This window comes from Haloferax sp. S1W, from assembly GCF_044593955.1.
GTDB lineage: Archaea > Halobacteriota > Halobacteria > Halobacteriales > Haloferacaceae > Haloferax.
This window is the reverse complement of the sequence record NZ_CP172595.1, coordinates 239,927-256,688: the sequence shown is the minus strand read 5'-3', so window position 1 is coordinate 256,688 and position 16,762 is coordinate 239,927. Positions and strand designations below refer to the sequence as shown.

At 57.9% G+C, this 16,762-nt stretch carries 21 protein-coding genes and 1 tRNA gene; 10 read left to right on the top strand and 12 right to left on the bottom strand.

What is annotated here, in order from left to right:
* Positions 1-52: 52 nt before the first annotated feature.
* Complete coding sequence (gene pccA, locus ACH9L7_RS01365) at positions 53-1,861, bottom strand: propionyl-CoA carboxylase biotin carboxylase/biotin-carboxyl carrier subunit (RefSeq protein WP_396611961.1); 1,809 nt, start codon at positions 1,859-1,861, stop codon at positions 53-55.
* Between the two features lie 198 nt (positions 1,862-2,059).
* On the opposite strand from pccA, the gene asd reads away from it, so the two are divergent.
* Complete coding sequence (gene asd, locus ACH9L7_RS01360) at positions 2,060-3,094, top strand: aspartate-semialdehyde dehydrogenase (protein WP_396611960.1); 1,035 nt, start codon at positions 2,060-2,062, stop codon at positions 3,092-3,094.
* A 30-nt stretch (positions 3,095-3,124) separates the two neighbouring features.
* Here asd and ACH9L7_RS01355 read toward each other — a convergent pair whose 3' ends face one another.
* Positions 3,125-3,697, bottom strand: coding sequence for a GNAT family N-acetyltransferase (locus ACH9L7_RS01355; protein WP_396611959.1), 573 nt, complete (start codon positions 3,695-3,697; stop codon positions 3,125-3,127).
* A 110-nt stretch (positions 3,698-3,807) separates the two neighbouring features.
* Here ACH9L7_RS01355 and ACH9L7_RS01350 point away from each other — a divergent pair, with 110 nt between their 5' ends.
* Positions 3,808-4,233, top strand: coding sequence for a hypothetical protein (locus ACH9L7_RS01350; RefSeq protein WP_396611958.1), 426 nt, complete (start codon positions 3,808-3,810; stop codon positions 4,231-4,233).
* Between the two features lie 63 nt (positions 4,234-4,296).
* Positions 4,297-4,809, top strand: coding sequence for an HPP family protein (locus ACH9L7_RS01345; protein ID WP_396611957.1), 513 nt, complete (start codon positions 4,297-4,299; stop codon positions 4,807-4,809).
* On the opposite strand, the gene ACH9L7_RS01340 is transcribed toward ACH9L7_RS01345, so the two are convergent.
* On the bottom strand, positions 4,789-5,127 hold the full coding sequence (locus ACH9L7_RS01340) for a hypothetical protein (RefSeq protein ID WP_396611956.1): 339 nt from the start codon (positions 5,125-5,127) through the stop codon (positions 4,789-4,791). The two genes, ACH9L7_RS01345 and ACH9L7_RS01340, sit on opposite strands and share 21 nt — an antisense overlap.
* Positions 5,124-5,477 carry a helix-turn-helix domain-containing protein gene (locus ACH9L7_RS01335; protein WP_396611955.1) on the bottom strand — a complete coding sequence of 118 codons (354 nt, stop codon included), beginning with the start codon at positions 5,475-5,477 and terminating at the stop codon, positions 5,124-5,126. The genes ACH9L7_RS01340 and ACH9L7_RS01335 overlap by 4 nt, the downstream gene beginning before the upstream one ends.
* A gap of 101 nt (positions 5,478-5,578) precedes the next feature.
* Between ACH9L7_RS01335 and ACH9L7_RS01330 the strand changes: the two genes are divergently transcribed.
* Complete coding sequence (locus ACH9L7_RS01330; protein ID WP_396611954.1) at positions 5,579-6,325, top strand: sensor domain-containing protein; 747 nt, start codon at positions 5,579-5,581, stop codon at positions 6,323-6,325.
* A 102-nt stretch (positions 6,326-6,427) separates the two neighbouring features.
* Here the strand turns inward: ACH9L7_RS01330 and ACH9L7_RS01325 are convergent, their stop codons facing one another.
* Entirely contained in the window at positions 6,428-7,747 is a 1,320-nt protein-coding gene (locus ACH9L7_RS01325; RefSeq protein WP_396611953.1) for a PQQ-binding-like beta-propeller repeat protein, read from the bottom strand.
* A gap of 46 nt (positions 7,748-7,793) precedes the next feature.
* Positions 7,794-8,243 carry a VOC family protein gene (locus ACH9L7_RS01320; protein WP_396611952.1) on the bottom strand — a complete coding sequence of 150 codons (450 nt, stop codon included), beginning with the start codon at positions 8,241-8,243 and terminating at the stop codon, positions 7,794-7,796.
* Between the two features lie 130 nt (positions 8,244-8,373).
* Between ACH9L7_RS01320 and ACH9L7_RS01315 the strand changes: the two genes are divergently transcribed.
* The 3 genes from ACH9L7_RS01315 to ACH9L7_RS01305 all read left to right on the top strand — a co-directional run bounded on the left by ACH9L7_RS01315 (position 8,374) and on the right by ACH9L7_RS01305 (position 10,250).
* A complete protein-coding gene (locus ACH9L7_RS01315) occupies positions 8,374-8,970 on the top strand; it encodes a YbhB/YbcL family Raf kinase inhibitor-like protein (protein WP_396611951.1) in 597 nt (198 codons plus the stop codon).
* 88 nt (positions 8,971-9,058) lie between these two features.
* Entirely contained in the window at positions 9,059-9,676 is a 618-nt protein-coding gene (locus tag ACH9L7_RS01310) for a PaaI family thioesterase (RefSeq protein WP_396611950.1), read from the top strand.
* 268 nt (positions 9,677-9,944) lie between these two features.
* Positions 9,945-10,250: a hypothetical protein gene (locus ACH9L7_RS01305; RefSeq protein WP_396611949.1), complete on the top strand. Its 306-nt coding sequence runs from the start codon at positions 9,945-9,947 to the stop codon at positions 10,248-10,250.
* A gap of 43 nt (positions 10,251-10,293) precedes the next feature.
* On the opposite strand, the gene ACH9L7_RS01300 is transcribed toward ACH9L7_RS01305, so the two are convergent.
* Both ACH9L7_RS01300 and ACH9L7_RS01295 read right to left on the bottom strand, forming a co-directional pair.
* Entirely contained in the window at positions 10,294-10,683 is a 390-nt protein-coding gene (locus tag ACH9L7_RS01300) for a type II toxin-antitoxin system VapC family toxin (RefSeq protein WP_396611948.1), read from the bottom strand.
* Positions 10,680-10,904: an antitoxin VapB family protein gene (locus tag ACH9L7_RS01295; protein WP_396611947.1), complete on the bottom strand. Its 225-nt coding sequence runs from the start codon at positions 10,902-10,904 to the stop codon at positions 10,680-10,682. Before ACH9L7_RS01295 ends, ACH9L7_RS01300 begins: the two co-directional genes overlap by 4 nt.
* 163 nt (positions 10,905-11,067) lie before the next feature.
* Here ACH9L7_RS01295 and ACH9L7_RS01290 point away from each other — a divergent pair, with 163 nt between their 5' ends.
* A complete protein-coding gene (locus ACH9L7_RS01290; protein WP_396611946.1) occupies positions 11,068-11,229 on the top strand; it encodes a hypothetical protein in 162 nt (53 codons plus the stop codon).
* A 523-nt stretch (positions 11,230-11,752) separates the two neighbouring features.
* Positions 11,753-12,583: a hypothetical protein gene (locus ACH9L7_RS01285; protein ID WP_396611945.1), complete on the top strand. Its 831-nt coding sequence runs from the start codon at positions 11,753-11,755 to the stop codon at positions 12,581-12,583.
* A gap of 20 nt (positions 12,584-12,603) precedes the next feature.
* Here the strand turns inward: ACH9L7_RS01285 and ACH9L7_RS01280 are convergent, their stop codons facing one another.
* The 3 genes from ACH9L7_RS01280 to ACH9L7_RS01270 all read right to left on the bottom strand — a co-directional run bounded on the left by ACH9L7_RS01280 (position 12,604) and on the right by ACH9L7_RS01270 (position 15,445).
* Complete coding sequence (locus ACH9L7_RS01280) at positions 12,604-12,831, bottom strand: hypothetical protein (RefSeq protein ID WP_396611944.1); 228 nt, start codon at positions 12,829-12,831, stop codon at positions 12,604-12,606.
* A gap of 339 nt (positions 12,832-13,170) precedes the next feature.
* On the bottom strand, positions 13,171-14,589 hold the full coding sequence (locus ACH9L7_RS01275) for a hypothetical protein (protein ID WP_396611943.1): 1,419 nt from the start codon (positions 14,587-14,589) through the stop codon (positions 13,171-13,173).
* Positions 14,590-15,374: 785 nt separating this feature from the next.
* A tRNA-Pro gene (locus ACH9L7_RS01270) sits at positions 15,375-15,445 on the bottom strand.
* Positions 15,446-15,605: 160 nt separating this feature from the next.
* Between ACH9L7_RS01270 and ACH9L7_RS01265 the strand changes: the two genes are divergently transcribed.
* Positions 15,606-15,887 (top strand): hypothetical protein, encoded by a 282-nt coding sequence (locus tag ACH9L7_RS01265; protein ID WP_396611942.1) that lies wholly within the window; start codon positions 15,606-15,608, stop codon positions 15,885-15,887.
* Positions 15,888-15,890: 3 nt separating this feature from the next.
* Here ACH9L7_RS01265 and ACH9L7_RS01260 read toward each other — a convergent pair whose 3' ends face one another.
* Positions 15,891-16,760: an RNA-guided pseudouridylation complex pseudouridine synthase subunit Cbf5 gene (locus tag ACH9L7_RS01260; protein WP_396611941.1), complete on the bottom strand. Its 870-nt coding sequence runs from the start codon at positions 16,758-16,760 to the stop codon at positions 15,891-15,893.
* Positions 16,761-16,762: the final 2 nt, after the last annotated feature.

Here is a 16,762-nt window from a genome sequence, read left to right as displayed (position 1 = left end):
TCGCGGTTCCCGTTCGGAGTTCGCTGCGGCGGGGAGCGACGACTGTCGCGTCCTATTCGAGGACGAGAAGCACGTCGCCCATGTCGACGCTGTCGCCCTCGCCGACGAGGACCTGCGAGACGGTGCCGCCGCGCTCGGCGACCACGTCGTTTTCCATCTTCATGGCTTCGAGGACACAGACGGTGTCTCCGGGTTCGACTTCGTCACCCTCGTCGACGGCGACGGAGAGAATCGTCCCCTGCATCTCGGCGGTGACGGACTCGCCGTCGCCTTCGATAATCTGCTGTTGGTCGCCGCCGCTGTCCTCACGGCGCTTGCGCGGCCCCGACGGCTTCGACGCGCCGCCCGCGCTGCCGTTGATGTCGCCCAGCGGGATGGCGGGCGCGCCGCGTTCTTCGAGGCTCACCTCGAAGCGCTTGCCGTTGACCTCGACGGTGAAGGTCCGCTCGGTTACGTCCTCCTCGCCGTCGTCGTTGTTGACGGCTTCGGGTGCCCACCGCTCGACTGCGGCCTCGATACGCTCGGGGTCGAGAACGTTGTCGAGGTACTTCGTAGTGTGGCTTCCCTCGCGGAACGACTCGTCGGTGAGCATGAGGCGGTGGAACGGAATAACCGTCCGCAGCCCCTCGATTTCGAACTCGGCGAGTGCGCGCTCGGCACGGGCGAGGACCTCCTCGCGGTCCGAGGCGGTCACGATGAGCTTCGCAATCATCGAGTCGTAGTCGCCGCCGATTTCGTCGCCCTGACGGACGGCGTCGTCCATGCGGACGCCGATACCGCCCGGTGGGTCGTAGGTCGTGAGCGTGCCGGTCGCGGGCGCGAACTCCTTTTCGGGGGCTTCCGCGTTGATACGGAACTCCATGGAGTGCCCCTCGATTTCCACGTCGTCCTGCGAGAAGTCGAGTTCCTCACCGGCGGCGACGCGAATCTGCCACTTCACCACGTCGATACCCGTCACTTCCTCGGTGACGGTGTGTTCGACCTGAATCCGCGTGTTGACCTCCATGAAGTAGAACTCGCCGTCCTCGACGAGGAATTCCACCGTCCCCGCGTTGGTGTACTCTGCGGCCTTGACACCGCGGCGCGCGGCCTCACCGATTTGCTCGCGCAGGTCGTCGGAGAGCGCCGGGGAGGGAGCTTCCTCGATAATCTTCTGGTGGCGGCGCTGGAGCGAGCAGTCGCGCTCGCCGAGGTGGCGCACGTTGCCGTGTTCGTCGGCGAGAATCTGCACCTCGATGTGGCGCGGCGCTTCGAGGTACTTCTCGACGTAGACAGAGGCGTTGTCGAAGTACGCCTCACCCTCGCGCTGGGCCGTCTCGAACTGGTCGTCGACTTCCTCCTCGGTGCGGACGACCTTCAGACCGCGGCCGCCACCGCCACCTTCGGCCTTGATAGCGACCGGGTAGCCGTAGTCCTCGGCGACAGCCTTCACGTCCTCGGCGGACTCGGCGGGTTCGGTCGTTCCGGGGACGACGGGCACGTCGGCGTCCTGCATGAGCGAGCGCGCCTTGGTCTTCTCCCCGAGTCGCCCCATCGCGTCGGCCGACGGCCCAATCCACTTGAACTCGGATTCTTCGACCTTGCGGGCGAACCTGGCGTTCTCCGCGAGGAACCCGTATCCGGGGTGGATGGCGTCGGCGTCGGCCTTGCGGGCCGCCTCGATGACTGCCTCGTGGTCCAGATACGAATCTGCCGCACGAGCGGGACCGATGTTGTACGCCTCGTCGGCGTATCGCACGTGGCCACCGTGCTTGTCGGCCTCGCTGTAGACAGCGACGGTTCGGACACCCAACTCTTCGCACGCACGCATGACGCGTACTGCGATTTCACCTCGGTTGGCGACGAGAACCTTACTGAACATTTACGGTAGTCTTTCAGGGAACCACACGTTATTCTATCGGTTTCTCCAACGCGCGTCGGCCACTCGTTCGCTAATCGTCGAATAGTATCGTTAACCATGATGGATTCGGGCGATTTTCCCGCTGTCAGCCGCCGAACACGGTGAATATCGGATCAAATCCAAACGACCTTATGCGTGTGAGACACTACGACACGGGTAATGGCAGTACGAATCGGAATCCTCGGCGCAACCGGTGCAGTCGGACAGCGATTCATCCAACTCCTCGAAGACCACCCGACCTTCGAACTCGCGGCAGTGACCGCCAGCGAGTCGAGCGCGGGCAAGACGTACGGCGAGGCTGCAAAGTGGCGAGTCAATACGCCGATTCCGGACGATGTGGCGGCGATGGAAGTCGGTCGAACCGACCCCGCGGACGTTCCGGACGACGTTGACCTCCTGTTTTCGTCCCTCCCGTCGTCCGTCGCGGCCGAGGTCGAACCGGATTTCCTCGAAGCGGGCTACGTCGTCTCGTCGAACTCTTCGAACGACCGCATGGCCCCCGACGTGCCGCTCACCATCCCCGAAATCAACCCCGGCCACCTCGACCTCATCGAAGTCCAGCGCGACGAGCGCGGGTGGGACGGCGCGCTCGTGAAGAACCCGAACTGCTCGACCATCACGATGGTCCCGACGCTCGCCGCGCTCGACCAGTTCGGTCTCGACCGCGTCCACGTGACGACCCTGCAGGCCGTCTCCGGTGCGGGCTACGACGGCGTCACCTCGATGGAGATTATCGACAACGCCATCCCGCACATCGGCGGCGAAGAAGAGAAGATGGAGACCGAATCGCGCAAGCTCCTCGGCACCTTCGACGGCGCGGAAGTCGCGCTCCACGACGCCGAGGTCAACGCCTCCTGTAACCGCATCCCGACGCTCGATGGTCACCTCGAAAGTGTCTTCGCCGACCTCGTCGAGGACGCCTCGCCTGAGGATGTCGCCGCCGCGATGCGCGAGTACCCCGGCGTCGACCTCCCGAGCGCGCCCGAGCAACTCATCCACGTCTTCGAAGACAACTACCGCCCGCAACCGCGTCTCGACCGCGACCGCGGCGACGGCATGCAAATCTCCGCCGGTGCGATTCAGGAGACGCCCAACGGCGTGAAGTACAACTGCCTCGCCCACAACACGATTCGCGGCGCGGCCGGTGCGTCGGTCCTCAACGGCGAACTCCTCGTCGAAGAAGGCTGGATCTGAGGCGGCCGATTTCGAGACCGACGACCTGAGCTAAATCCAACTCTCGCGGTCGGTCTTACGACTCGATTCGTTCCCAGCGTGCTGCCACTCGTGAGCTAACAGTCCGTACCGGAACACGTCCACGTGGTCGCCGTCGACGAACCCCTGGTCGCGGTGGACGCCCTCCTTTTCGAACCCTGCCTTCTCCAAGACGCGGCACGACGCCGGGTTGGTCTCGTAGGCGTTCGCGTACACCTTGTGTAGTCGCCGTTCGTCGAAGGCGTATCCGCAGATGGCCCGAAGCGCGTCCGTCGCGTACCCGTTGCCCCAGTAGTCGGGTGCGACGATGTATCCGACTTCGGCCGCCCCGTTGATGCTGTTCGGCGGTTTGAGACCGATTGTTCCGACCGGCTCGCCGTCGTCGCAGACGACGAAGTTGATGTCGTCGCCGTCGCCACGGGACTCGACCCAGTCGCGTTCGTTGGCCCGCGTCACCGGGTCTACAGCGGCGATACCGCGTCGAATCCGTGGGTCGTTGACCATCCGGTGGAGGAACTCGACATCCGACTCGTCGACAGTTCGGAGTTCGACGTGGTCGCCTTCGAGAAAGACTGCTCCGGGCATGGCTACGGTGTCGTTGCAGGAACACTTGAACCCCCCTCTGTCAGTGAACGAGTGAGCGGGTCGGCTGCCGACAGACATAATTGACTGACTGTTGATACCTCACTCTCGCCATGCAAACCCGCCAGATTGGACTCGCCGTCGCTCTCGTCGGACTCGTCATCGGCGTCGTCACCGCCGTCCAGCAGTTCCTCCCGGTCGTCGCACATCGAAATGCGGTCCCGCTCGGTGCGCTAGCCATGGGAATGGGCGTTGTCTCGTTTCTTCTCTCTCCGGTCGTCGTGTTCCTGACTGGCTACTGGGCCGGTGGTCGGGCGGACATCGCTGCCGAGTACAAATCGTTCGCCGCGCTCTTCGGTCTAGTCGGCGGTGTCGCAGCACTCGTTGGCTTCGTTCCTGCCGCCATCGCAATCGTTCCGGCCGGGGAGTTCGAACTGCGTCTGGTTGGGAGCGGACTGTACAACGTCATCGTCCGAGGTGTCGACTTCGCTATCACCGGTCTGGCGGGCGGTGCTGTCGCGCATCTCCGAGGAACGTAAGCACTCGGACGCGACGAACCGAGTCAGACATCGTTATCAGGGAGTATCCGCGGATGTACGGGTATGCAACGCCGTGGACTCGAAACGGGACTGACCGCTGGCCTGCTGTTTGCTACGCTCGGCGTCGTTGCGTGGGCGAGCGGGCAGGCGTTCGTGTTCCCCAGTCTCGGTCCCTCGGCGTTCGTCCTCGCGTTCGCATCGGAGTCCGAGCGCCCTCGGAGCACGCGCGTCGTCGGGGGCCACGTCATCGGCGCAGTCGCTGGCCTCCTCGCCTACTCGCTTCTGGGGGCAGGAACGACGCTGACGGCCGCCCCACCGGCGTTCTCTCTTACAGGACTCGGACTCGTCGCCAGCGGTTTCCTCTCTGTCGTCGCGACGAGTTGGGGAATGGTCGCCACCGACACTGTCCACGCACCCGCCTGCGCGACGACGCTTATCGTCTCGCTCGGATTGCTTTCGACGCCGACGGAGGTCGGAATCATCGTCACGAGCGTCGTGCTACTGGTCGTGGTAAATCACGTGGTCAGACGGGCATCGAACTGGGCCGTGTTCGACTCAGAACCGGCCGTACAGTGAGTACGCGATTGCGACCAGACCGGCGAGTTCGGTCAGGTTCGTGACGATGACGACCATCGACCCGGGGAGGGACGTAAAGGTCGAGAGTCCGAACGAGAACACTGCCGGGACGGCGGTCAAGAGGATGATACCGATGGCGAGAAAGAGCATCGGCGTGCTGTCGTTGCGGCGGTAGCCCTGGTAGGCTTTCCGTGCGATAAACAGCCCGAGAAGTGCGGAGACGACGAAACTGGCGAAGACGAGTGTGATCTGGGTGTTCGACCCCGTCTCGGTCACTTGCAGGGCGATCTGAAGGGTAGGGGCGTGTAGTGGACTCATCGTAACTCCTCGTAGAGGCGGGTAAAGCGGTCTGCAGGGGACTCTGTTTCCGACTCGCGGGCGACGTCAAGCGTCATCTCTCCGTCGTCGAAGGTGACCGTGAATTGTCCGACGTTGGCGCTGTAGACCGCGAAGTGGTGGCCAGACTCGTCGTACTGGGTCTGTTCGGTGAGGAGGTTACAGCCTTTCAGTGACTCCACACGGCGATAGACGGTCGGCGGAGACATGTCGTAGGTTTCTGCGAGTTCGGTCGCGGACATTGGTTTCTCGCTGGTTGCGGTGAGAATGGTCCGAGCGTACTCGTCGTCGAGGAGGCTCAGTACCGTCGCATCGTCGCAATCCTCACTCACGGTCTTCGATGCCACGAAGAGAGTATATAAGATAGTGCCGAGTTTCCGACCCGGAAAGTCAGGAGCAAGGTATTATTTCTTCTTGGCTGATTGACCATACGATGACGCAAACGGAGTCCCGCGCTCTCGACGTTTCCACGGTGGTCTCTCAAGCCGTGGGTGCGCCGTTTCACGCACAGACGTACAAGAACTTCCTGTACCTTTTGGCAGCGTTCCCGCTCGGTATCCTGTACTTCGTGACGCTCATCTCGACGGGCGCTATCGGTGGTGCCAGTATCCTCCTCTTGTTCGGTGCACCACTCCTCGTGGCGACACTCCTCCTCGGCACCGTATTCATGCGCATCGAGACGGAGAGCGCCCGCCGACTCCTCGGGTTCGAACTGACTCACCGAACCGGCGAAGCGACGCTCGACGACGGCATCGTCCCGTACGTCAAAGACCTCGCAACCGACTACGGCACGTACGTCAGCCTCGTCGTCGCCTGTGCGAAATTCTGGGTCGGTGTCGGACTGTTCGCCGCGCTCACCACGTGGGTCACCTTGGTAGCATCGTTCATACTCCTCCCGCTGTACTACGACATGCCCGGCGTCACGTTCGGCATTACGGCCGACAACGTGCAGGTTCTCCCGGAAATTCGATTCACGCAAGACCTCTGGACGTTCACCATCGCCGAACCGGTTCATCTCGTCACCGGTGAAGTGACTTCTTTCCAGGGTGCGCTTTTGGTTTCTGTCGTCGGTGTCGTCCTCCTGTTCGTTGGCCTCAATCTAGTGAATGCGTCGGCGTGGCTGCTCGGATACGCGACGAAACAGGTCGCACCTCACGCGCGGGTTTTCTCCCGCGAGTGAATCTTCTCTCCTCTTTTTCTCCCTCAATCGGGGGATATCCCCTAACTTCGCTCTCCCCCGCCGGTTCATACGAGAGGGTACTCGGGACTGGTTCGGTGGCATCTATGATTCTCCGAACGCCGCGAGTCGAATTCGGTCGGGGCGACCGGACGATGTCCGCATCGTGAGGAACAAACGGCCGTCGGCGACGACCGGACGCCCATAGACTGGCGCAGACAATTCGATTCGTTCTCGCTCGGTTCCATCCGTCGTATCGAGTACACGGAGCGTGCTGGTCGCCTGTTGGCCCGAAGTTTCTCGCCGCGAAAGGAGGTACAGCGAATCACCAGCAACTATTGGTGGTGCATAGGAGACAGTCCCGTCCCCGTTTCCTTCGAGTTCCCACACGACTTTTCCGCGTTCCTTCTCGCGCGCCTCGATTCGGTCGTGGAAGGCCCCGTGCCAGTCGACATGAACGAAGACGAACTCGTCGGCGACTACCGCCGCCGTCCGGTCACCATTGACCGCCCCTCTCTCAGAGATATCGTGCTGCATGTCGCGCGTTTCCGACCACGCAATCCCCTGCGTCTCGATGTCGAGTGCGAGTACCGTTCGCGCATCCGGTCGACCAGTGGTGGCGTATACGTGTTGGGACCCCACCGTCACCGACCGTGGTGCGATTCGCGCCGTCGACCACTGCGTTTCGCCAGTCAGCGGGTCGATAGCGTGGAGTTCGGACGATTGCTCGTCGGTGTGTGCGTCGAGTCTCGCGTAGAACGAGTCGTCGTCGGCCGCGACGATGTCCCACGAGCGTCCCCCCTCGTTCCGCGACCAGTAAATCTCACCAGTCTGCGGGTCAAGCGCTTCGAGGGCGGGCTTTCGATAGTTGTCACTTTCAGTTAAGACGAGTCCGTGCGCCGCAAGGGGCGGTTCGTGGTTCATCTGCTGTTTCTTCCACCGACTCGTTCCATCAACGGGACTCAGTGCACGCACATCGTTTGCTCCTTTGAGCCAATAGACAGTATCGGCGGCCACAACCGGTGTGTACGCCCAACTGCTTTCGACGGAGGTCTGCCACTGTTTCTCCCCAGTCCTGGCATCGAGGGCGGCTAACCGCCCGAAGGGGTCGTGCCTCTCGAATCCAGTGAATGTGAGGTACACTATTCCGTCGGCGACGATGGGACCGCCACAGTGGTCGATTTGGTCGGCCGTGAACGTTGCCGTCACCTCTGGCTTCTGCGAGAGGCTGTCCGGTGCGGCATACCCCGGCGGTGCGTTCGTATTCGCGGCGTCGTACTGAGGGTATTCCCAATCAGCTGGTTCTGTCAGGAACGGTTCTGGGTCGGGCATCTCCTCCCTTACGGCGCTTCGTGGAAGGCCCGTACAGCCGCCGAGGAGCGTTGCACCGGCGAGTGCGAGGGCCTGTCGTCTGGAGGGCGGCATCTGCTGTTCGTTCAGTTCGATTACACAAATAGCGAACGGTGGCGCATTATAGCTCGAACGTTTCGAACGCCCGGCCCGGTGGGCGGGTAGTCGCGTTTAGTTCCCATTCGAGACCGTATCGGTCGGTGAACAGTCGGTGGTGGGGTGCGTTTCGCTCGACAGTACTGCCGAGGGCTTCGGCGCGCTCGGTAATCGACTCGAAGGAGTCGTCGTCGACGGCCAGCGCGATGTGGTCGACCGGACCGTTGCCCGAACTCCCCGTGGCGGACGCGACGGCGAGCGAGAACTCGTCTCGGCCGAGAAACGACATCGTTGGGGTGATTCCGGCTTCGATTGCATCGTCCCAGTCTGGCTCCGCTGGGAGCGTTCCGGGTTCACTGCCACGGACTCCCTCGCGGAACGAGACTTCCATGTCGAACAACTCGCGGTAGTATGCTTCGCCTTCCGGCACGTCATCGACGAGGAGCACGACGTGATGGAGTCCATGAATTGTCATACCTTCTGTAGTTCGGGGACGGTAATGAGAGTTCGTGGCGATTCTCGGGGAGTCTCGGGGTGAGACACCCCGGCGTCGGCGGGGTCAGGAGTAACGATATGCGTGTTCGTCGACTATCTCGAACCAGCGAATGGTGTCTGACTCACACACCCGCCGGGCAGTTGTCACAGCGGTTGCAGCAGCGCTTGCTGGGTGTGCGGGAGGCGACGACGGCGGTGCACCGGCCTCAACGCCGGAATCGGACAACCCGGCACTCGGCGACGCCACACAGATGGGGGACCTGCGACTCACCAGTTCGGCCTTCGAAGACGGCGGGGCGATTCCACGGACGTACGGCCACGACACCGACAACGTCAATCCGCCGCTGTCGATAGCGAATAGTCCGCCCGAGACACAGTCGCTGACGCTCATTATGGACGACCCCGACGCGGTCGAACCCGCGGGCAAGGTCTGGCTGCACTGGCTCGTTTGGAACATCCCGCCGACTCAGACGACCATTCCCGAAGGCTGGACGCCCTCAGACGCTATCGAGGGGACCAACGATTTCGGTAATCGGGGCTACGGCGGTCCCGCCCCGCCCGACGAGCGACACACCTACCGATTCAAACTGTACGCCCTCGACACGACGCTCGACCTTCCGCGAACGGCGGACAAACGTGCTGTCGGAGAAGCCATGCGCGGCCGTCTGCTTGGCCGAACGCAGTTGACGGGGACATATGCGCCCTGAGACACCCACTGCCGATGCCGACTCGATGAAAGGTCGTCGCTGGATTGTTGGCCAAAATTATGCCAACACATGACATAGTATGCGAACGATGCCGAGTGAAACGACCACGGTGACGCTCGAATTAGCGCAGGAGACCTACGACCGACTCACGGATGTGACCGATTCACCGGAGGCACTCATCCGCGAATCGACGAAGCGGAGAATCGAGTTGGAGGAGGCTATCGCCTTCACCCGCGACGGGGGGTTCCAGGGTCCGGAGGGGTTCAGGAAGATGCTGGACGACGAGCTTCCGACGTGGCCACTCGGGAGTCTGCTGGGAATCGAGTTACGCTCGATGGGCGAGGGAGAATCGCGATGGGTGCTCGACGCGGGACCGGAACACGCCAATCCGATGGGTACGATTCACGGCGGTGTCCTCTGCGATATCGGCGATGCAGCCCTGAGTACTGCCTACATGAGTACCGTCGAACCGGGTGCGTCGTTTACGACTGTCGACCTTACGGTGAACTACCTGCGACCGGTCTGGAGCGGCCAGTTAGAGGCCATCGGGCGCGTGGTTCATAAGGGACGGACGATTGGACTCGCCGAGTGTGAGATTACGGACGAAGACGGAAATCTCGTCGCGCAACTCTCTGGGACGTGTATGACGCTGCAGGGTGAGTCAGCGAATCGGGTTACTCCGGGGGAATCGGAGGATGGTGAGTAGTTTCTGACGGTGGTGGAGTGGATAGGTCGTTCGGATATGTGCGTACTTTCTTGACGCAAGCTGGTTCACCCCGTTTGGGCGGGACACACACCAGGGATGCAATTATCACGGTCCCGTCGGAGGGGTGTGTTATTCGGAGGGTGTGAGTTCCAATTCTCTGTACGAAATCGCAAGACATCGCTTCAACCAAAATATTATCATATTTTATTAGTTAGAAAATAATAATGTATTTGTAGTCTCAGTAACATTTACTAGCTGGTGTTACACAATGCCAACCGAACTAGAAACAGTCCAGTTCTCGTTCTCAGACGTAACGGGACACGAGTACACTGACTCGAAGGATATCGGCGCGCGTGGACAGGTTACGGCAGCAGAGACGGCCATCCAGAGCTTCGACATCGGATACGACGGCGAAGACCACCACATCATGACCGAGAAGATTCAGACCGACGCCGACGTTCACGGCGACACTGTCAATGTGAGTCTTCAGGCGCTCTTCCGCGACGCAAGCGGCCACATCGACGACCCCTACGGTGGCAATATCGAGGTCCTCGTTATTTCCGAGACCAAGTGATTCGACTAACCGATTCGGATTTTTTTGCGTCGTCGTATCGCGGTTACTGTTCCCGATAGTTGACCGTCACCAGACCGTCGACGTGGTCGAAGTGGCTATCCGCAGTAACGAGTGTACCGCCCGCCTCGCGAACGACACCCGCAATGAGCATATCCAGTGCGCCAATCGGTGTTCCGTCCGCGTGGAGTTCTGCGTCGATCTTCGCTGCCTCCGCAGCGCCGTCAACAGTAAGGGGCATCGGCTCGAGCCAGTCCAACCCATCGCGTGTGTTTTCGACACCGTCTGATCCGCGGAGTCTCGCCGCCCCGACAAAGACTTCGTGCAGCGCGACTGTCGGAGCGAAATACGGTTGCTGGCTTTCCTCTAGGTACTCCGCGATAGCTTGCTCTCCCTCCAAGTAGTCAATGAGCGCGTTTGTGTCGAGACAGTTCACTGTGATGCCTGCCGGTTCTCGAAGTCTTCGTCGAACTCCTCTCGCGCGTCCTCCACCGCCTCACGAAGGCCTGACTCTTTCCACGAACCGAAACCCTTCATCACGTCTTTCTCTCCGCCGGTGATACGGAGGAGAACGTCAGTGAAGCTTTCATCACCGCGCTTCATCGTACGAAGTCGCTCGTACGCTTCCTCGGTCACAGTGATTGTTTTCGTCGCCATCATGTAAACATACACGTACACATATGAATACGTTTCGGGCACTCAGTACGTATCTCTGTGTGGAGAAGGGTCAGGCTCGCCTAAGCAGCTGAAGGAAAGCGGGTACATCCACATTTCGAAGGCTCAGATTTCTCGCCGTCTTCGGAAGCTCGCGGAAAACGGTATGCTCACTGCGCTCGGTAATGGCGTCTACATCATCTCCAGCAAGGGTGAGGAGTATCTGGATGGAGAGTGGGACGCAGAAGCAGAGCGACCAGTAGTATCGGCTGAAGGGAACAAGGGGGAAAACGAGAATGGAGAAACGCCTGCTGAATCCGAATCGTAGCACCCCCTCTGATGCCCACCATACGAAAATCAGGAACGTAGCAATGTGCGCTCGATGACCGTATCCTCGAGGTACTTCGATCAGAAGATCTTGGTACTGCAGAGCTGAGCAGTCAGGAGTTGAGTGCCGATGCATCGCCCCGGCGTGTTCGTGAACGGTGTCGCGTACTCGCACATGCGGGACTTGTCGCACCGATCATTGACGACGCGGATGCGGAATTCTTCGAAATCACAGAGTGGGGCGAGCTGTATCTTGACGGCGAAGTGAATGCAAGTCTGAGGCGACCACTCCCTCGTCCTCGGCCGCCGGATAAAGTGAGACCGCGATTTTGGACCACGTTAGTTTAGTGGACTAAAACGAGACTGTTGATAAATCAGTCCAAGCACCTACACGAATCTCGTGGTTGAGCAAAGAATGGACACCCTCAGGGATATGGTCTGTGAAGCCACACTATAGCGCTCTAACCTAATCCTAATACCCCATAGATTTACACGTTTAGGAAATGTCGGTTTAGTGAGTAAGAATGGGTGAATCCAAGGAAAAATCAAGAGAATCTGAAAGGGACCTTCTACCCATTTTTGTGATGATCGCGATATTATTACTAATATTACCTGCCACCTTATACAGTATCACACCCTATCTTCCGGTTGAATACCTTGAGCTGGTGACGGTTGTTGACATATCTGCATCAATGATCCTTTCTCTGGCTCTTGTGTACATCTATTTATCGCTCAACCAGATTCAGGATACACAAACAGAAATCTTGGATACTCAAACGTCATTGATGCAGATGGGCAAGGTTCCGAATATCAGTGTCACCTCATGGGAAGTTGAAGATAATCTGTTTCAGTTTTCTCTCGCGAATCTTGGACAAGGTGTTGCAACAAACATTTCAACCGGAATCAAAGTTGTTCCCCAAAATATCGATTACCATGAGGACTTTCAAGTATATACAACTGGACTGTATCAGGATAGAGAGCAATCGAGAAAAAACTTCATAAGTGGAAACGAAACACAAGAGTTTGTTGGCCCTGCAATTGCAACAACTGTCGTTGATTCTGTACAGAAGTGGGAATTCACCCGTGTAATAAACCATCTCTGTGATAAGGGAGAATCTGAGATTGAGTTTGTTATCATGTTGACCTTTCAAAATATGTTCCAAGAAAGGACAAAGTTCAACATAATAAGTTATGTGACAGAGATTCACAAGGACATGACTCTTGAAGAAGCGATCACAGACTCACCCGTGACCAATACTGTAGCACCACATATACCACCAAAACAGGTACTGAAAGAATTTCATGACCTCGATCAATCTGGATCGTTTTTTTATCCCGCCAAAGTGCGGGACTAGTTTGAGGTAGTTGTTTACTCCTATCGAACGAGTCCCTGCAACAGTTCGGTCTCGTGAAGCGGCTGCATAGGCCCATCCTCAGGCACCGGCCGAACGACGTAAATGCCTTTCCCAAGCCGCTGGACGTGCATGCTCTGATCTTCACGTTCCTCTTCGTCCGCAGCAATCACGCCGTCGAGGACGAGATCGTCACGGTCGAGTGCAACAAGCGGGGTGCCGTCGTGGTTTCGGAGCTTTCGGAATACCATTGCTGACACCTCATCGGCCACCCAATCCTACTTAGTTCTATCTTCGATGTGACTCGTTACGAATGTGGGTCCGTGGTCAGTCTAAAACGTCGAACCGGCAGACAGCGCATACTTCGGGAAGTGGCCACCATCACACCCCCCACCGGGCGTATACTTACTTACACTATGGGGCGATTTGGCGGACCCCCGGTGGTGGCCAATCCTCTGTGAAGTCTTGATTTGAGGTGTTGGGTTGCTCGAGAAGTTTCGAGATTGGCGTGGGTCAGGGAAATTAGCGGACTCGATAGCAGGCACCTTTTGACATGTCTCCAAATCACAATTGCTCTGAACTCTGTAAACTTAGAATAGATCTGTGTATCTGTCAATTCCAAAAGGCAGGGCCGTTATTACGGAAATGGCCGCGAGACGTGTTAAAACCCATCCGCTAATGACTGGTAGAATACTATTCAACCAATCATAGAAACCCAACCCATCTACAATTGCAAGAAACAGTAATGCATATGTGAGTATTTTCACAGTATTATTGATCTGGAGATTAGTATAGGTGGATTGGAGAGAAAGCCGTTTGTTAAAACGATCTGAGGATAATTCGTACATCTCCAAGAGCCGGTCATACTCTGTTTCTACAGTATCAATTAAGTCTGAGGCTTCAGATATCATCTCTTCAAAAACACCCGTTTGAATAGGTTCATGTGTGTCACTTGAAATCCTGTATTTACTCCTCAAACCAATCTCTCCCCTCTCGGGACTATTGATCCATGTTGAGACTAATTCTAAATGAGAACGTGATGATGCAATTCGACGGTTTACTTCAGAATATGAGTCAATAAAAGACATCTCGGCCGAAAGAAGGTCTTCCATTTCGGCTTGGACAGACTCAATTGGGGTATCCATTTTAATCTCTGATAGCGAACGCTCGTAAACTCCCTCACTCAACTTGTCGATCTTTATTTGTGCGTATCTAAACCAATATATGATGAAAACCATCGATATCATCCGCAAAAAATAATGCTCTGAAATCAATAGAGCTTGCTTTGAAAACATGTCACGGTTTGGCTCATCGCGGCTTAGCTCAACAATCGTATAGTTACAATGGTTGATCCAGTTGTTGTATAAATACGCTCCAGAATGGCCTAAGACTGTAGTTTTATTCTGAAAAATGCCAGACAGAGATCGGTTGTGGCCTAATCCTATTCCGATGTTCGAAAAGAAGTCTGTTGAATCCGTGTACTTTTCATAGGCTCGTGCCAACTCGTCAAGAGTCATGGTCTGATCCGCTATTTGAGATTGCTTTGCAAAGTCGCAATTAACAGTTCCAACCGTTATTGGAAACCCGGTATCAGGGATTATTTTCGTATCTTCATGTCGTGTTGAAAGAAATAATGGAATTTCGTCTAACTTCTCTTTCCAAATATTTTGAATTTCAACCCGAGCAGGCTGAAGAGTAGCACTATCAGATTCTTCAGAAATTTTCTCTAAGTGAGTGGGTTTAACGAAGCCGATTAACAATACCACGTACGTGTTTCTGAGTGATGAGATCTCTTTGACTTCTAGTTCAATTTGAGTGAAGTACTCCGAATTACTGCTGAGCCTCCCCCAATTCTCAGTTGAACTCGAAGGCATACCCATCGTGATTGAGTTTGTCGTATCTGGTTCATCATCGAAGTCCGAGAGTGATGATAGGAAACTATCTAACTCCTCTTTTTGAGTATAATCAAGGAAATCAACAGCATTGATTGTAGCCTGATTCACGACCATCCTATACTCAAGTCACAAAAGAAACACAATAGTTTGTTGTCTCACTCATCGTTCAGCTGAACCAACGGAAAGTAATAATGATTCTCCAGACGTAGATTCACTTCGCGTGGATCAGGTGGAGCTGCGGAGGCGGAGGGTTATTTTTTCGCAGTTGTGACGTTAGTCACACTCACTAAGGGGGCTGTCCCGCTGGATGAAACAGCGCCCGCTCGATCTCCGCGAAAGCCGCCGCTCACGGACTATCGAAGTTCCACACGAAACTGGGGGTTAGCCGAAAACAGCGGTGTAGTATATAAAGAGAAGAGACGACTGAGAGTGTTGCCACTCGGCAGGCCACCCGCTACAGGTGCTTCCGAGCGACCGTGTTCTGGATCGGACCGTACGCCTGATCGTAGGTGATGATCGCGTTCAGGAACCGCCGCGAGTCGAGACCGGCGTCACATGGTGTCCTAGCTACTGTACCGCGAGACGAGCGTAGCGAGCACTCGCGGGAGGTTTTTGGTCCACCGTGAGACGCGGCGCGTCTCACGAGCATTCGTTCGCTATCGCTCACGAAGACAGGTTTTTGCGAGGAGACTGTCGCTCGAAGAGCGACAGTCGACGAAGTAAAAAGGTGGAGTGGGACCGCTGAGAGTCGAACGTCGGAAGACGGTCCTCCTCGCTTCTCTCGTCGGCTGCGACTTCCGGGCTCGACGCTCAGCTCTGTGCATAATTCACCCGACGCAAGAGGAATTCGCCGGAGTCCTAACGGACTCACGGCTCGAAGGTTAGCGTCGGGAAAAGTATGGGACCGCTGAGAGTCGAACTCAGGTCCTACCGACCCCATCGGCAGAGGATACCACTACCCCACGGTCCCAGGGTGCATTCAAAGCGATGCGTGTCTCGCGGTTAAGCCCTTCGTTTCGTCGTCGGAGAGCGAGGGTCTGTCGTGCGAATTAGTCGCACATGACTGAACGAACCTACTGAATCGAATCGGGGGATACCACTTTACCCTCTCGCCAACTACTGACAACACAATGCCAAGTCCCCTGGACGTAATCCCGTTCGACCTCCTCTATATGGGCACGGTAGTCCTCCTCGTCGTCGCCGTCACTGTTGGCGTCCTCCGCTGGTGGTCCCTCCGGCGCGACGACGACACACGACCGCCGGAGCGACAACCCGAGGAATCGCACGGCTATCCACTCGCATCGTGGCGATACGTCTACGACCTCGACAAACCGGATGCGAAGCGGGCGGTCAACTCCGTCAACGAGCAGGCGGAAACGCTCTCGAAGGCGGAACAGAAGCGCCGAAAATAGAACTCAGACCAGTACGCGCTCTAACGAGACGGCGGTGCCCGAGTCGGCGTTGGTGTCGCCGACGAGTTCGCCGAGGCAGACGGCCGACCCGTTGTCGGTGTAGCACGCCACCAAATCCCCGCGAGCGGCGTCGTCGTCCACATCCAAGACACCGGGCGCGTACACGGGGGCCCCATTTGCAACCTCCCGGGCGGCACTGTCGGCGATAGTCACCGACGGCAGGTGCGTCAGGGCGCGCTCTGCGGGCGAGACGACGTCACGAATCCACGATTCGTCGCCCTCCTCAGCGAAGGCGAGCGCGTCTTTCAGGTCGTGGGTGTCTACGAGCGTCGTGTCGTCGAAGGGGTCGGTCGCGGTGCGGCGCAGATGGCCCATGTGGCCGCCGGTGCCGAGCGCGAGGCCGATGTCGTGACACAGTTTGCGGATGTACGTCCCCGACTCACACCGGATGCGGAGGAGCGCCTGTCGGTCCTTCACTTCGAGGAGGTCGAGGTCGTAAATCTCGCGCACGCGCAGGCGACGCGAGACGGCCGACTTGCGCGGCGGTTTCTGGTAGAGTTTGGTCTCGAACTCCGCGATGGTCGAGTCGATGTCCGCGGGGGCCGGGCCGTGGAGTTCGAGGACCGAGACGTACTCCTTCGAGCCTTCGAGGAACACCTGCGCCATGCGAGTGGCGTCACCGAGGAGAATCGGCAGACAGCCGGTGACTTTGGGGTCGAGGGTGCCCGAGTGGGCCGCCCGCTCTACGTCGGCCATGTCGCGGACCCACCCGGTCACCTGGTGGGCCGACGGCCCCGGCGGCTTGTCGAGGTTGACGACGCCAAAGGAGAGAAGCGCGTCGAGACTTCGGTCTTCGGGAGGGTCGCGGAGCATGG